We start from the raw sequence: 14,796 nt of genomic DNA on the forward strand, positions 1-14,796 counted from the left end.
GCTGCTCTGCAGGCGGCCTGAACCGAGCATGGGCTCGGCTCTACAACACAACGTACAGGTAGCGCCGGGCCATGCCCGGCGGAATACGTCCGTCGATCAGCGCGCCAGCAGCTCGCGCGCGTCCTGCCCGGCTTCGCAGTGCACGAACAGCACCGGCACGCCGTGCGCTTCCAGCACCGCAGCCATCTGCCGCTGGCGCATCAGGAACTGCTCGTAGATGCCTTTCAGGCGATCGCAGTCGTTGTTGCCGTGGTTGTAGTGCGCGCACCAGCCGGCCGGGTCGAACAGTGCCATGCGTGCCTCGCCGTGGGTGTAACGCAGCAGGGGCTCGGGCGCGGCGTTGAGCCACTCGTCCTCGCCCGGCGCCATGATCGCGGTCTCGATCAGCGGCCACAGCGCGGCCAGGCCCTGGTTGTCGTACTGCATCGACATCATCGCGGCCAGGTCGTTCACGGTGAAGTAGCGTGCGTGCTCGATGCGGGCGCCGAACGTGTTCTGCGCCATCAGCGCGGTATCGGCATGCGCCATGCCGTTGGCCAGCAGCGTTTCTTCCAGCGCGTTGGCAACAGCATTGGTGGTGGCCACGTCGCTGCCGGTCAGCAGGAACGGCACCACGCGCAGGCCACCGCCCACCAGGCTGGCATCGGCCTGGAAGGGCAGCGGCACGTCACCCTGGGCGTCGGTGCCGAAGGCCAGCAGGCGCGGGCCCTGGTTGCGGCCCGGGGCGCGCATCTGCAGTTCTTCCAGGCGGCGATGGATCGGCCAGCCCGGGCGCAGCACTTCGGCCGGGTCGAAATGGGCGGCGGCGAACACCAGGTCCAGCTCGGCCACCTGCGGCACCAGCTTGGACAGGTCGCGGCCGACGCGATCGGCCAGTTCACCGGCCTGTTCGGCGCTGAGTACCGCCTGGCGGGGGATTTCGCCGCCGGCCAGTTCCAGGGCCAGCACGCCAAGGGCATTCATCGCGGGGTCGGGTTTGCTCATGGTTCCACGGTTGGCCCATCACAGGGCGGCAGCTACACTTGGCTCCATTATGCCTGCTCCGTCGTGCAGGCCATGTTGCAGACACCCTCATCCATGCCAGGTATCTCCATGCCCAACGCTCGTCCCGTCGCCATCCTCGGTGGCGTCCGCATTCCGTTCTGCCGCCAGAACACCGCGTATTCGGATGTCGGCAACCTCGGCATGTCGGTCCGTACGCTGGGCGCGCTGGTCGAACGGTTCGGCCTGCACGGCCAGCAGCTCGGTGAAGTGGCGATGGGGGCGGTGATCAAGCACTCCAGCGACTGGAACCTGGGCCGCGAAGCCACGCTGTCCTCCGGCCTGTCGCCGCTGACCCCGGGCATCACCCTGCAGCGCGCCTGTGGTACTTCGCTGGACAGCATCATCACCGTTGCCAACAAGATCGCGCTGGGCCAGATCGAATCGGGCATCGGCGGCGGTTCCGATACCACGTCCGACGTGCCGATCGTCTACGGCAAGAAGCTGCGTGCGCGCCTGCTGGCTGCCAACCGTGCCAAGAGCACCGGCGACAAGATCCGTGCGCTCACCGCCGGCTTCAAGTTCTCCGAACTGAAGCCCGAGTTCCCGGGCGTGGCCGAGCCGCGCACCGGCAAGAGCATGGGCGACCACTGCGAGGACATGGCCAAGGAGTGGAACATCTCGCGCGACTCGCAGGACGAGTGGGCGGTGTCCTCGCACAAGAAGCTGGCTGCCGCTTACGAGCGCGGCTTCTTCAACGACCTGATCGCACCGTTCCGTGGCGTCGAGCGCGACAACATCCTGCGCCCGGATACCTCGCTGGAAAAGCTGGCCACACTGAAGCCGGCCTTCGACAAGGTCTCCGGCCGTGGCACGCTCACCGCCGCCAACTCCACCCCGCTGACCGACGGTGCCGCTGCGGTGCTGCTGGCCAGCGAGGAATGGGCGCGCGCACACGGCCACGAACCGCAGGCCTACCTGCGCGACGCGCATGTGTCGGCGGTCGATTTCGTGCATGGCGAAGGCCTGCTGATGGCGCCGACCGTGGCCGTGCCGGAGATGCTCAAGCGCAATGGCCTGACGTTGCAGGACTTCGACATCTACGAGATCCACGAAGCCTTCGCTGCGCAGGTGCTGTGCACCCTGCGTGCGTGGGAGAGCGAGGATTACTGCCGCAACCGCCTGGGCCTGGACGCACCGCTGGGCCGCATCGACCCGGACAAGATCAATCTGCTGGGTTCGTCGCTGGCCACTGGCCACCCGTTCGCCGCCACCGGCGCACGCGTGATCGCCACCGCGGCCAAGCAGCTGGCCGAACGTGGCGGTGGCCGCGCGCTGGTGTCGATCTGCACCGCTGGCGGCATGGGCGTAGTGGCGATCGTCGAACGCTGATCGCATCCATCGAACAACAAAAAACGCCGCCCATCGGGCGGCGTTTTTTTCTCCGGTGGGTGCCGACCGTTGGTCGGCACACCTCAGCCTTGCTTAAGGCAACCGCGGGTTGCCGAATTCGTCGCGCTCTTCGTGGGCGTCATACACCGGCGGCTGCACCGCGATCGGCTGCTCCTCCACCGTGGCCCGCGACGGCGCTTCAATGCCGCGCACCAGCTCCAGGCTGTCCTCGCCGCGCTGCAGGCGCAGCGCATTGGCCAGGCACTGCGCGGCCAGTGCGTGCTCGCCACGCTGCGCGAACAGTTCTCCCAGTGCTTCCCATGCCGGTGCACCGGCGCCCGCGGCGATGGCTTCGTGCAGGAACGCATCGGCGGCATCCCACTGCTGCTGGCCCAGTGCCACGCGGCCCTGTGCCAGGCGCAGCGCGGCCGAACTGTCGTGCACGTTGCGCCAGCGCGCCAGGTTGGCTTGTCGCGTGGCCAGGCGCTCGGCCGGCAGGCGGCCATACAGCGCCACCAGTTCGTCGTCCCAGCGATGGTCCAGGGCCTGCTCCAGCGCCAGCAGCGCGGGCTCGTCCCAGTTCAGTGCCACCGCGCGGCTGGCATAGGCGCCCACCACGTCCGGAGTGGGGCGCAGCGCCTTCGGCGTGGCTTCCCACTGCGCGGCCAGCGCATTGACGTCGGCCGCTTCCAGCAGCGCCTGTGCCGCCAGTCGTGCCTCCAGTTCGCTGTTCGATTCCGGCGGCAGCACCTTGCTCTGGCGCAGCGCACCCAGCTGGCCATAGGCCTCGTGTGCGCGGCCGGCACGCGCCAGCGCTTCGGTGCGCAGCCACAGGCCACGCGGCGGCAGCGGTTGGATCGCGGCTACGTCCAATGCGTTGATGGCATCCACAGGCAGGTCGCGCGCCAACAGCTGTTCGGCGCGCAGCAGCGCCTGCAGCGTGGCATCGCTTTCGCCCAGGCGCTGCAGCAGTGCTTCACCGGCGGGGCCATCGGCACGCGCCTGCGCGCTGCGCACAGCGTTGGCCAGCGCCACCGCGCTCACTTCCGGATCCTTGGCAGCGCCATCCAGCAGTTTTTCGGCACGCTGCCACTGGCCATGTTCGTAGGCCTGCAGGCCGTCGATCAGGCGCACCCGGCCCTGCTTGCGGCGGTAGCGGCCCCAGGCCCGGAACGGTGCGGCAATCAGGCTCCACAGCAGCCACAGCACCAGCACCGCGATCACCGACAGCAGCGCTACCTTCGGCAGGTTGCTGTGATAGTCGTAGCCGCCGTAGCGCAGGGTCACTTCGCCGAAGCGGTTGAGGTCATCGGCGCCGAGCCATTGCGCGGCGACCACGCCGATGGCCACGGCCAGCAACAGCACGACCAGGGATTGCAGGGGTTTCATGCGGGACTACCTCCGGTCGGTCTGGGTGCGCAGTTGCTGCAGGGTGCTGCCAAGAACGGCGTTGCTGGCCTGCAGCGGAAGCTCGCGCAAGGCCTTCAGTTCAGCACGTTGCGCGCGCAGGGCCGGTGAATCCGGCCAGCGTCGCTGTGCCCAGTGCTCCACGCGTGCCAATGCGGTATCGCGGCCGGCGCGGTCGCCACGTTCGATCGCAGCGCGCGCCAAGGTCAGTTCCAGTTGCAGTGCATCGTCGGCATTGCGGCGTTCGGCAGCGGTCAGCGGGCCGTTCTGGCGGCTCGGTGTGATGTCCACGAACGGGGCCAGCGTCGATTGCCACCACGGTTTTGCGGTGTCGGTCGCAGCGTTGCCGGGTACCTGCGAGGGCAGCCCCTGCAGTGCCCTGGCCAAGGCATCCAACCGCTGCAGCGACTGCACGCGCGGGCCGGCGCCCAGCGCATCGAGCGCGTCGCGCTCCTGCACCAGCGCCTGGCGCAGGTTCAGGCCCTCGCTGTCGGGCAGATCGGCCAGCGCGGTGGCCGCCTGCGCGTACAGACGGCGCGCGCCGTCCACGTCGTCGGCGTAGTTGAGGCGCTGCGCGGCCTGGGTCAGCAGCAGCTCGGCCTCATCGCGCTGTACCGCCTGCCGGCCCTGGTTGGCGCTGTCGGCCAGCTTGGCCAGGTTCTCTTCCAGCAGTGCACTGCGCTGCGAGAGGCCCAGCATCTCGTCGCGCAGCACGCGGTTGGTGGCCGCCGCATCCTGCAGGCGCTGGCTGGTCGCGCGCTGGTCACGGCGCAGCGCGTCCAGCGTGGCTTCCAGGCCCTGCAGCTGCACGGCGGTGGTCTGCGCCTGCGCGTGCTGTTCTTCCTGTTGCTGCTGCCAGAAGTACCAGCCGGCATAGCCGCCCGCACCGAGCACGACCACCCCGGCCAGCGGAAGCAGCCAGCGCACGGGTCGATGGGGTGGAGCAGCGGGCGGAGTGTCGTTCATCGGGCTTCCTTGTCGGCTGTGTTGCCAGTCGGTTCCGGCAGGCCGCGTTGTGCACAGCATCACTGTTGCCGACGGCAGCGGCAAGCGTGACGCACGTCCCTGTTCAGGTCGCTGCCGGGCCGGTGAGCGTGGCGTGTGCAGCGGCGACCAATTGTTCAGTAGTCGGCCCGGCACTGCGCACGACCCGGTGCAGGCCAAGGCTGCGAGCCTGTTCACCCAGCCGGTCACTGGCGACCACGATGCTGGCGTGTGCCCGCAGACGCCGCTGCAGGGCGGCCGGAATCTGCCGCCAGAAATGCTGAAGCGCTTCCCCACTGCTGACCGCAAGCACCCAGGGGGACGCTGAACGCGCCAGCCGGGCCAGCGCACGGGGCGGCAGGCGCAGCAGACGGCGCTGATAGACGTCGGCGCGTTCGAGGGTAGCGCCCGCCGCCTGCAGCTGCGCAGCAATCAGGCCGCGTCCACCGGGGGCGGTGACCAGGCCGATGCGCAGGCCCTGCACCTGCGCCAGAACCGGCAGGGCGAGCAGGCCTTCGCTGTCCATCCGCTGCGGTGCATGCACCTCGGCAACGCCCTCTGCCCGCAGTGCGCGCGCGGTGCCTTCGCCCACCGTCAGCCAGGGGCTGCGCTGCGCGTCGGCCAAGGGCAGCAGCGCGGCGGCTGCGGCCACCGCAGCCGGGCTGGTGAACACCACCCGATCGCAGTTCAGCGCGCGTTGCAGCTGGCGCACCACTGGCGTGCCCTGCAGGCGTTGCAAGCGCCAGGGCGGCAGGGCCACTAGATGCCCGCCCAGCCCAGCAACGGCGCGGCGCAGCGACGCATTCTGGCCCCGCGGGCGCAGCGAAATGAAGGTCCAGCCCGCCTCGGAACCGGCAGCGCCAGTGGGTATCGTATGGTCGGCCATTGCCTGCATTATGCGGGCCCTTCGTTGTCGTGGTCGCTGCTCCGATGTCCGTTGATGCCCTGACTTCCTCGTTGGCCGCCCTGCAGGACGTGCTGGACTGCATGCCGGCGGTCCGCGCCATGCAGATCCAGCTCGACGGCTATGCCGACGGCGTGCTGCGCATCACCGCGCCGCTGGCCGCCAACGTCAACGACAAGGGCAACGCCTTCGGTGGCAGCCTGGCCTCGGTGCTGACCCTGTCGGGCTGGGCACTGGTCAGCCTGCGCCTGCGCCTGGCCGGCCACGATGCCGAGGTCTACGTGGCCGACAGCAACCTGCGCTACCTGGCCCCGGTCTACGAAGACCTGCATGCCCATGCCGAAGCGGCCGAAGCCAGCGGCTGGGATGCCTTCCTGAATACCTTCCGCCAGCGCCGCAAGGCCCGCATCAGCATCATCGCCACCCAGCCCGGCGCCGATGGCAAGCCGGCCGCCGAGTTCAGCGGTCGCTTTGTTGCCTTCGCCAAAGGGTAGGATGGCAGGCTGACGTTCTGGGGAAACCACCGATGCGCCGCCTCATCCAGCTCCTGATCTGCTCCCTGCTGCTGGCCAGCGCCGCAGCCTCGGCCGACGACCTCAGCCGCAAGCAGCGCAAGCTGCTGGAAGAGACCCAGATCGCTTACGGGGCGACCATCCGCTGGGGCAGCATGGACGATGCCATCGGCTACCTCGACCCCAAGCAGCGCAAGGAAAAGCCGCCCACCGAGTTCGAGCTCAACCGCTACGCGCAGCTGCGCGTGTCGTCCTACCGCGAGCGCAGCAGCGCGGCGCTGGAAGGCGGCCTGGTCGAGCGCCGGGTCGAAATCGGGGTGATCAACCAGAACACCCAGGCCGAACGCACCGTGATGGTGGTCGAGCGCTGGCGCTGGGATCCGGAGGCCAAGCGCTGGTGGCAGACCGCCGGCCTGCCGGACCTGTGGAAGGGGCAGTGACGGGCCGCGTCCGGCTTGTGCGACAATCGGCGCCCGCTTAATCGACCCGTGACCTGAGTGAATTACGAAGAGTTGCTGGCCTTTGCAGGCCGAAACCCGATGCTGTCCGCGGCCCTGGTCGGCCTGACCGTGGCCATCATCGTCACCGAGATCCGCCGCCTGTTCCGGGGCTTCAAGGGCATCAAGCCCGCCGAACTGACCCAGCTGATGAACGCGGGCGGCACGGTGGTGGTCGACCTGTCGGCCAGCGGTGACTTCGAGAAGGGCCACATTGCCGGCAGCCGCAACGCCCAGGCCAGCGCGTTTGGCCCGGACAACAAGCTGGTGGCCAACGCCAAGCAGTCGCCGGTGGTGCTGGTGTGCCGCAGCGGCAACGCCTCGGAAACCGCCGCCAAGGCACTGAAGAAGGCCGGCTTCGAGAAGGTCTACGTGCTCGACGGCGGCATTCCCGCCTGGCAGCAGGCCGAGCTGCCGCTGGTCAAGGGCCGCAACTGATTGCCGCAGGTGGCGGATCCGGCCTTGTATGGGCCTGATGCCGCCCCCATCGCAGTAATTCGACCATCGTTTTCATTGCATTCATTGGAGTTACTGGAAATGTCCGAAGAGATCACCAACGGCGCCGCTGCGCCGGTCGATGCCGCCACCGGCCCCGCTTTCACCGTCGAGAAGATCTACGTCAAGGACGTCTCCTTCGAGTCGCCGAACGCTCCGACCATCTTCAATGACCAGGTGCAGCCGGAGCTGCAGCTGAACCTGAACCAGCAGGTGCAGCGCCTGGGTGAGAACGCCTTCGAAGTCGTACTGGCCGTCACCCTGACCTGCCAGGCCGGTGAGCGCACCGCCTACGTGGCCGAAGTGAAGCAGGCCGGCGTGTTCGGCCTGGTCGGCCTGGACCCGCAGTCGATCGACGTGCTGCTCGGCACCCAGTGCCCGAACATCCTGTTCCCGTACGTGCGCCAGCTGGTCAGCGACCTGATCCAGGCCGGCGGCTTCCCGCCGTTCTTCCTGCAGCCGATCAACTTCGAAGGCCTGTACGCAGAAACCCTGCGCCAGCGCCAGGAGCAGGGCGACGCACCGTCGCTGGCTGACTCCGAGCCGGCCGGCAACGCCTGATCCCTGCTGCGACGTCACGGATGAGCACTACCGCTGACAAGATCGCCGTGCTGGGCGCCGGTTCCTGGGGAACCGCGCTGGCCAGCCTGCTCGCACGGCATGGTCACCCGACCGTGCTGTGGGGGCGCGACGCTGCCGTGGTCGAAGCCATCGACCAGCGCCACGAGAACCCGCGTTACCTGCCGGGCATCCCGCTGCCGGACAGCCTGCGTGCCACCACCGACCTGGCGTCGGCGGTGGAGGGCGCGGCCTGGATCCTGGTGGTGACGCCGTCGCACGCCTTCGGTGAAACCGTGCGTGCGCTGGCGCCGCTGCGTCCGGCCGGTGCCGGCGTGGCCTGGGCCACCAAGGGCTTCGAACCCGGTTCGGGCCGCTTCCTGCATGAAGTAGCGCGCGAAGTGCTGGGTGAGGACGTGCCGCTGGCCGTCGTCACCGGCCCGTCGTTCGCCAAGGAAGTCACCCAGGGCCTGCCGACTGCGATCACCGTGCACGGCGACGTGCCGGAGTTCGCGCAGACGGTGGCCGAGGCGATGCACGGCCCGGCGTTCCGCGCTTACACCGGCGACGACATGGTCGGTGCCGAGCTGGGCGGTGCGATGAAGAACGTGCTGGCCGTGGCCACCGGCGTGGCCGATGGCATGCAGCTGGGCCTCAACGCCCGTGCCGGCCTGATCACCCGTGGCCTCAACGAGATGCTGCGCCTGGCCGCTGCGATCGGCGCCAAGCCGGAAACGCTGATGGGCCTGGCCGGCCTCGGCGATCTGGTGCTGACCTGCACCGGCGACCTGTCGCGCAACCGCCGCCTGGGCCTGGCCCTGGGCCGTGGCCAGACGCTGCAGGATGCTGTGCGCGAAATCGGCCAAGTGGTCGAGTCGGTGCAGACCGCCGACGAAGTGATGCGACAGGCACGCCGCCATGGCATCGACCTGCCGATCTCCGACCGCGTGCGCGCCGTGCTGCACGGCGAGCAGACGCCGGAAGAAGGCCTGCGCGCATTGCTGGCGCGGGAACAGAAACCGGAATACCCGGACACGCTGTTCAAGTGAATCGAAAAACCCCGGCCACGCGCCGGGGTTTTTTGTGCACGCCCCATCCACGCATGGCGTGGATCTACGACGGAAACCGCTTGTGGTAGCCGCCAACCTTGGTTGGCGCCAGGTAGCGCCGGGCCATGCCCGGCGGAAACCATCACCGCGCGCGCGGCGGTGCGTTGCCGTTGTCCATGTCCGAGAAGATCAACCACGGCCCTTCGCCCACGCGCTTCAGCGTCAGCGTGAACTTGCCGGTGTCCCCCACGTTGTTGCCGTAGCTGTACGCACCGATGATGTAACCCGTGTTCCCTTCCACCGCATACGCCAAGGCACGCAACCGCAACGGGCTGCTGCCCTGGCCGGCATACGCGGCCTCGATCGCGCTGCGCCCGCGCACCGGTGGCTGGTTGCTCTGCAGCACAAAGCCATCCTCGGCGAACAGCGCGGCCAGTGCCTTGGCATCACCCGTGCGCCACGCCTGCTCGTAGTCGCGCAGCACGCGCTCCAGCGGTGCGGGCAGGGCTGCATCGGGCAGGCGCGGCGCAGGCGTCGTGCCTTCAGCTCCGAACGTCATTGCCGGCGTTGCCAGCAGCAGGGCACTGCAGAAGATCATGGCGAGTCGAGTGCGGCGCATGCGTCCGGCTCCAGGCGATGACGGGAAGCTACGGACGCATCCTAGCGCGGTGCTGGTTAGAATCACGCGGCCGCCGATTCGGCGGATGCAGCGCAGATCAGACAAGGACATGCGATGAAGATGCGAATCACAGGGATGGCGATGATGGCCGCGCTGCTGGCAGCCTGCGGGCAGGCACCGGAGAAGACTGGCGAGACTGCACCTGCTGCGGCGCCAGTGCCGACCACCGAAGCACCCGCGGCCACGGTGGACGAGAAGGAACCGTCCGTCGAAGACGGCGTGGACCCCTCGGTGTGGGACAACGAAGGCGAACCGGAAGACCCGAGCGCCGGCGGCGAACTCACCTGCGCGGACAACCCGCTGGCGACCCACTTCTTTACTCTGGTGGGCGGCAACACCGTGGATGACTGCGGCCGCAAGGACCCGAAGGTGCTGGAGGCCTTCAACGCGCTGATGAAGGGCACCGCAGCTGCCGAATCCAGCGACAAGGAGATTCCCTCGCTGCGCGAACGCCTGTTGAGCGGCCCCAGCGGCCCTGGCGAGCTGGTCGTGCTGCAGGGCGAGCCGTGGTGGTTCTACACCGCCTGCCAGGCCCACGACTGCCCCGGCACCGCGTTGGCGATGTTGTATTCGCCCGACCAGTCGAAGATGGTCGGCCGTCTTACCGCGCGCTGCCGTGTCTGGTGGCTGGGCGAGCCGGATGCCGAACAACGCGCGCTGATTGAACGCGAGCGCCCGCTGGACGAAGCGCTGCTGAAGAACGAGGGCGATGCCTGCGAGTAATGCAGAGCCCGCGGTAGCGCCGGGCCATGCCCGGCGGAACAGCAGGCGACACTACCCGTATCACTCCTCCGGCCGCATGCGCATGCCGATCTGCGCGTTCAGCGCCAGCGAGGCCATGGCCAGCCCCTCCAGCACGCGATCACCCACATACTCGGCGTCTGCGCCGTTCTGACGCACGCGCTCAGCGGCCAGCAGCAGTTCCAGCGTCACGCGCTGGCCTGCCAGCGCGCAGTCCGCATCGGCCAAGGCCATGCGGCGTCCGGGCATCTGGTGACGCTCCGGCCAAGGCTGCCCATCGGCAGCGGCGCCCTTGCAGATGCGGTCGAGCGTGGCGATGAAACCGTGCGGATCGTCCGGGTGGGGTGCTTCCGAGGACGCGTCCGCGCTGGCGGGCACGTACTGCGTGCGCAGGCGGGAGGAGTCGGGTGTGCTCTTGGCAGGTGCTCCGTGCAGGACAGACGGCAGCCGCCACGCAAAGGTGGCGGGCGGAGACGTGGTTCGAAAACCGGGCGCTTGTTGAAACCGGCAGGCACAAGGCCTCCACGCTCCGCCCGCCATAACCGGCAGACGGATTGCCCGCCGACGCCACGAGGAGTGACGCCGACGGGCAAGCGTTGTCAAACAAGCGCACGGGTTTTCGAAGCCCGGCCACCCTTTTCCGGTGGCCCGCCATCTGTACCGCCGCCGCTGCGCAACGCCAATCAGAAGTGGTGCAAACAGCGTTTGATCGAAGACGCTTTCAGCATTCTTGCATGCTGTTAAGTGGCCGCAGACCGGGGCGCCGCAATGGCCGCAGCCGCTTGGGCAATATGCGACACGGATCGAACTTGGCTTCCTGGCGTGCGGTGCACGCAGCGGGATGAATGCGACAAGGCGCGCCCATCGAAGGCACGGCCTATGCCGTTTGTCCTGTTCTTCCCCCCCGAAATGGACTGCTAAGCTGCGGCCCATCCCACCGCCAACCGCCCCCTTACATGGCTTTCTGGATCGTCGTCTTCGCCATTGGCGCCGCACAGGCCGCGCTGCTGGCGTTGGCCCTGTGGCGCCGCCCGGTCAACGCCGGGGCGAACCGGGTGCTGGCGGTGTGGATCGCACTGATCGGCATCGATCTGGCGGTGAAGGCGGTTTACTGGAACCCGTCCTACCCCACGGCCGGCAAGGCGCTGCGCTTCGTCGGCCTGTTCCCGTTCCTGTACGGCAGCCTGTTCTATGTCTACGTCAGGGTCCTCACCGAAGCGCGGGCCGCGCGCTGGCGCGACAGTGTGCATTTGTCCGGGTTCATCATCGTGCTGGCCCTGCATGCAGGTTTCTTCCTGCGTGGGTGGGTACCGCCCCAAGGTATCCACGCGCGTCTGCTGACGGGCATTGATGAACTGGAATGGATGCGGTTGAACATCGTGCTGTACGCGTACAGCCTCAGCTATGTGATCGCTGGTCTGCTACGGGTCTGGCGTTACCGGCGCGGGCTGCTGCAACGACGTTCGGATGCCGATCGGATGTCGTTGCACTGGATCGATGCGATGGCGATCTCGCAGATTGCCATCTGGTTCGTTGCCACCCTGCAGTGGCTGGTCCGGATTCCCTGGATCGACTATCCGTTGATCTACGGCCTGGTCGCGGCCTGGGTTTTCCTGATGGGCTATTTCAGCCTCACCCAGGTGGCCGTGGTGGTGGAACCGGCCATTGAACCCCCGCCAGCCGAGCCCGACACGGCGTCGAGCGCTGAGGACCCGCGCTTTGCCGATGTCGAGACACGTCTGTCGCAACTGATGACCGATCAGCAGCTGTACCGCGAACCGGCGCTCACCATCGGCCAGCTGGCCAAACGTTCCCGCTACCCCGAATACCTGGTGTCGGCGGTGATCAACCGCCGCTTCGGCGAGAACTTCTGGGACTACATCAACCGCCAGCGGATCGAAGCCGCCGCTGCCCATCTGGCCGACGGTGCCGACACCCGGACCATTCTCGATATCGCCTATGCCTGCGGCTTCACGTCGAAATCGACGTTCAACGCGGCGTTCAAGCGCCAGCTGGGTGAAACGCCCAGCGTCTTCCGCAAGCGCCATGCGATGTCTGGCGCCCCGGAATCACCGAGCCGCTGACAACGCCGTGGCCGATGAGCGCCGCGGCCATCGCAATACCAGTTCGCAGACCGCCAGGTTGAACAACCAGCATCCCCAGGCGGCGGCCAGATACACCGGGGCGAAGGGTAGATGCAGTACGCCCAGCCCGATGCCCAGGATCAACCGGAACGATACTGCCGAGGCGGTGAGGGCAATGCTGCGCCACATCCACTGCCGGTGCCTGGCGAGGCTACCGGCCAGCGCGTGGCCGATGCCGATACCGGTTGTGGTCAGCCATGCCACGGCGAGCAGGCCAAAGGCGATGCCGGTGGGTGCGCCGCCTTCGGCATGTAGTGCCAGCGAGAATCCGGCCAGCCCGGCGATCAGTACCCCGCCTGTGTACAACCCGCCACTCAGCCGGTGCAGGCTGGGGGCGTGCCGCTGGATCCATCCGTTCATCTGCAATGGCGCCAGCAACAAGGCCAGCCCGCCGCCGAAGAGGTGGGCGGGAACATCCAGGCCGGATGCTGCGAACTTCATCTGCAGGGGATTGCCCGCGTGCGGCTGGCCGTACAGCACGGTGAAGGCGTAGGCCGCCACGGCGGCGCAGAGCAGGGTGAAGACCAGCCCGGCCGTCCAGCGGGCGGCCTTCGGAAAGCGGTGTGTCATCTCGGAACCTCGGTGTTGGCGGAGGTTCGAGCGTGCGTGCGGCATGCTGAAAAAGCGTCCGGATCGGCGGAGTCGTACCTGGACGCCGCGAAGAGACAGGACCAGGACCGCCGATGAACGGTGCCGGCGATGGCTGCCAGGTTCGCACGCTGTGTCAACAGACGGTCGGGATCCTTGCCTGTCCCGACAATACAAACCGGGTGGCGGCGGCAACCTGGGAGCCTGGCACGCAGCCCTGAGTCTGGCCGGACGCTATCATCGACCAGCACCTGGGCATGAAAGGGGTCCCAAGCCTATGAAGATCGAGTCCATCTCTCCGATCCTTTCAGTAGAACACCTTGCAGAATCGATGGACTTCTACCGCAACGTACTGGGGTTCGATCTGGCATGGTCGTGGGGCGATCCGGCCGACATGGCCGCGGTTTGCCGGGATGGTGTGGAGATCGCCCTCACGCAGCGGGCCGGCAGCAAGCCTGCAGGTGCTGCACATATCCATCTGCGCGTATCAGGCATAGACGACTATTACGAAACCCTTGTGGGCCTGGGAGTCACGATCATCGTCCCCATAGGAGACAGACCCTACGGCATGCGTGATTTCCGGATAGCAGACCCAAGCGGCAACGAACTCAGCATTGGCCAGGACATCTGCAACAGGGACAGCGCCTGACAGCTATCAGGTGATGACCGCTTCGCGGATATGCTGTCAGCCTTGCTGCCAACTCCCGAAGGACGACCTGTCATGGAGCGGGTTCCCACCCGAAAGGTCTGCATGCTTGCCTACGCCGGTGCCCAGTCACTGGATATCAGTGGGCCGATGGAGGTGTTCGCGCTGGCAAGTCGCCAGGCCCAGGAGGACGGTCCTGGCAGTGGTCCGATCTACGCGGTAAAGCTGCTTGCCATGGACGCACAGCCCATCGTGATGTCTTCCGGCATTCGCCTGCTGCCCGATATGGTATATGCGGATATGCCTGATGACACCGATACCCTGCTGGTCTGTGGAGGCATGGGGAACTCGCTGGATATCGTCAGGGCTGATCGGATGCTGGTTGCATGGCTGGGCTCGGTTGCATCACGTGTGCGGCGGGTTGCATCGGTGTGCAGTGGTGCGCTCCTGCTGGCAGAAGCAGGCGTGCTTGATGGACGCCAGGCCACCACACACTGGAGCGATGCAAGCGAATTGCGTGAGCGTTACCCGAAGGTAAGGGTGCAGGCCGACGCGATCTATACCAGGGACGGCCCCGTGTGGGCGTCGGCCGGAATCACTGCAGGAATGGACATGGCCCTGGCCATGGTCGCGGAGGACCATGGCCCCTCGCTTGCGCTCAAAGTGGCAAAGCGCATGGTCATGGCCAGCAGGCGCTCAGGCGGGCACAGCCAGATCAGCCGCCAGTTGCAGTCCCTGGACCTGCCCGACGCGTTCCAGAAACTGGAGCAGTGGATGCGGGAGAACCTGCATCTTCGTTTGGGCGTGGACGAGCTCGCGCAGCGTTCCCACATGAGCCCCAGGCAGTTCAATCGCCGGTTCGTTGCTGCGTTCCGTCTCACTCCCCGGAAGTATGTCGAGCAGCTGCGCGTCGATGCAGCCAGACTGTTGCTGGAGGCTACCCGGAAGGACGTGGGGTGGATTGCCACTGAATGCGGATATGGATCGGCCGATGCACTGCGGAGGGCCTTCCTCCGCCAGATGGGCCAAACACCCAGCGCGTACAGGACAGGGTTTGGTTCCCGGTGATATGTCTCGATTCGTCGGGTTCATGTCCGCATCTGCCCGTGGACATCCGCTACGTTACCGGCCTTGCATCACGGAGGCACGTTCCAGCATGAAGAGGCGCGTTGGGTCCACTTCTGATGTGAGCCGTTCCCACAGTGTTTCTGTGCTCATT

At 67.3% G+C, this 14,796-nt stretch carries 17 protein-coding genes; 10 read left to right on the forward strand and 7 right to left on the reverse strand.

Translation table 11 applies throughout. The annotated features are described in order from the left end of the window. Window positions 1-96 precede the first annotated feature (96 nt). Entirely contained in the window at window positions 97-984 is an 888-nt protein-coding gene (locus tag QP552_RS00600; RefSeq protein WP_106548723.1) for a hypothetical protein, read from the reverse strand. Between the two features lie 93 nt (window positions 985-1,077). Here QP552_RS00600 and QP552_RS00605 point away from each other — a divergent pair, with 93 nt between their 5' ends. Next, window positions 1,078-2,373 carry an acetyl-CoA C-acetyltransferase gene (locus QP552_RS00605; RefSeq protein WP_099551602.1) on the forward strand — a complete coding sequence of 432 codons (1,296 nt, stop codon included), beginning with the start codon at window positions 1,078-1,080 and terminating at the stop codon, window positions 2,371-2,373. Between the two features lie 93 nt (window positions 2,374-2,466). On the opposite strand, the gene QP552_RS00610 is transcribed toward QP552_RS00605, so the two are convergent. The 3 genes from QP552_RS00610 to QP552_RS00620 form a co-directional block, all read right to left on the reverse strand. Continuing rightward, the gene (locus QP552_RS00610; RefSeq protein WP_286074676.1) at window positions 2,467-3,762 is read right to left on the reverse strand and encodes a heme biosynthesis HemY N-terminal domain-containing protein; all 1,296 of its coding nucleotides are present in this window, start codon (window positions 3,760-3,762) and stop codon (window positions 2,467-2,469) included. Window positions 3,763-3,768: 6 nt separating this feature from the next. Continuing rightward, on the reverse strand, window positions 3,769-4,746 hold the full coding sequence (locus QP552_RS00615) for a uroporphyrinogen-III C-methyltransferase (protein ID WP_106548725.1): 978 nt from the start codon (window positions 4,744-4,746) through the stop codon (window positions 3,769-3,771). A 103-nt stretch (window positions 4,747-4,849) separates the two neighbouring features. After that, window positions 4,850-5,659: a uroporphyrinogen-III synthase gene (locus tag QP552_RS00620; protein ID WP_286074678.1), complete on the reverse strand. Its 810-nt coding sequence runs from the start codon at window positions 5,657-5,659 to the stop codon at window positions 4,850-4,852. A 35-nt stretch (window positions 5,660-5,694) separates the two neighbouring features. Here QP552_RS00620 and QP552_RS00625 point away from each other — a divergent pair, with 35 nt between their 5' ends. The 5 genes from QP552_RS00625 to QP552_RS00645 all read left to right on the forward strand — a co-directional run bounded on the left by QP552_RS00625 (window position 5,695) and on the right by QP552_RS00645 (window position 8,779). After that, complete coding sequence (locus QP552_RS00625; RefSeq protein ID WP_008266702.1) at window positions 5,695-6,162, forward strand: YiiD C-terminal domain-containing protein; 468 nt, start codon at window positions 5,695-5,697, stop codon at window positions 6,160-6,162. Window positions 6,163-6,194: 32 nt separating this feature from the next. Next, window positions 6,195-6,620, forward strand: coding sequence for a hypothetical protein (locus tag QP552_RS00630; protein ID WP_286074679.1), 426 nt, complete (start codon window positions 6,195-6,197; stop codon window positions 6,618-6,620). A 57-nt stretch (window positions 6,621-6,677) separates the two neighbouring features. Further along, a complete protein-coding gene (locus tag QP552_RS00635; protein WP_004153552.1) occupies window positions 6,678-7,115 on the forward strand; it encodes a rhodanese-like domain-containing protein in 438 nt (145 codons plus the stop codon). 99 nt (window positions 7,116-7,214) lie between these two features. Next, window positions 7,215-7,733 carry a protein-export chaperone SecB gene (secB, locus tag QP552_RS00640; RefSeq protein WP_004153553.1) on the forward strand — a complete coding sequence of 173 codons (519 nt, stop codon included), beginning with the start codon at window positions 7,215-7,217 and terminating at the stop codon, window positions 7,731-7,733. Window positions 7,734-7,753: 20 nt separating this feature from the next. Next, window positions 7,754-8,779 carry an NAD(P)H-dependent glycerol-3-phosphate dehydrogenase gene (locus tag QP552_RS00645; protein WP_005407597.1) on the forward strand — a complete coding sequence of 342 codons (1,026 nt, stop codon included), beginning with the start codon at window positions 7,754-7,756 and terminating at the stop codon, window positions 8,777-8,779. Between the two features lie 142 nt (window positions 8,780-8,921). Here the strand turns inward: QP552_RS00645 and QP552_RS00650 are convergent, their stop codons facing one another. Then, window positions 8,922-9,377, reverse strand: coding sequence for a nuclear transport factor 2 family protein (locus tag QP552_RS00650; protein ID WP_286075957.1), 456 nt, complete (start codon window positions 9,375-9,377; stop codon window positions 8,922-8,924). A 135-nt stretch (window positions 9,378-9,512) separates the two neighbouring features. On the opposite strand from QP552_RS00650, the gene QP552_RS00655 reads away from it, so the two are divergent. Beyond that, window positions 9,513-10,181: an Ivy family c-type lysozyme inhibitor gene (locus QP552_RS00655; RefSeq protein WP_286074680.1), complete on the forward strand. Its 669-nt coding sequence runs from the start codon at window positions 9,513-9,515 to the stop codon at window positions 10,179-10,181. 60 nt (window positions 10,182-10,241) lie between these two features. Here QP552_RS00655 and QP552_RS00660 read toward each other — a convergent pair whose 3' ends face one another. Further along, window positions 10,242-10,577 carry a hypothetical protein gene (locus QP552_RS00660; RefSeq protein WP_286074682.1) on the reverse strand — a complete coding sequence of 112 codons (336 nt, stop codon included), beginning with the start codon at window positions 10,575-10,577 and terminating at the stop codon, window positions 10,242-10,244. 467 nt (window positions 10,578-11,044) lie between these two features. On the opposite strand from QP552_RS00660, the gene QP552_RS00665 reads away from it, so the two are divergent. Then, window positions 11,045-12,283, forward strand: coding sequence for a helix-turn-helix domain-containing protein (locus QP552_RS00665; RefSeq protein ID WP_286074683.1), 1,239 nt, complete (start codon window positions 11,045-11,047; stop codon window positions 12,281-12,283). On the opposite strand, the gene QP552_RS00670 is transcribed toward QP552_RS00665, so the two are convergent. Next, complete coding sequence (locus QP552_RS00670) at window positions 12,269-12,958, reverse strand: DUF2306 domain-containing protein (RefSeq protein ID WP_286074685.1); 690 nt, start codon at window positions 12,956-12,958, stop codon at window positions 12,269-12,271. The two genes, QP552_RS00665 and QP552_RS00670, sit on opposite strands and share 15 nt — an antisense overlap. Before the next feature lie 250 nt (window positions 12,959-13,208). Between QP552_RS00670 and QP552_RS00675 the strand changes: the two genes are divergently transcribed. Then, window positions 13,209-13,580, forward strand: coding sequence for a glyoxalase superfamily protein (locus QP552_RS00675; protein WP_286074686.1), 372 nt, complete (start codon window positions 13,209-13,211; stop codon window positions 13,578-13,580). Between the two features lie 102 nt (window positions 13,581-13,682). Beyond that, the gene (locus QP552_RS00680) at window positions 13,683-14,645 is read left to right on the forward strand and encodes a GlxA family transcriptional regulator (protein WP_286074688.1); all 963 of its coding nucleotides are present in this window, start codon (window positions 13,683-13,685) and stop codon (window positions 14,643-14,645) included. Window positions 14,646-14,796: the final 151 nt, after the last annotated feature.

The sequence above is a fragment of the Stenotrophomonas sp. 59 genome, from assembly GCF_030291095.1.
Lineage (GTDB): Bacteria > Pseudomonadota > Gammaproteobacteria > Xanthomonadales > Xanthomonadaceae > Stenotrophomonas > Stenotrophomonas maltophilia_Q.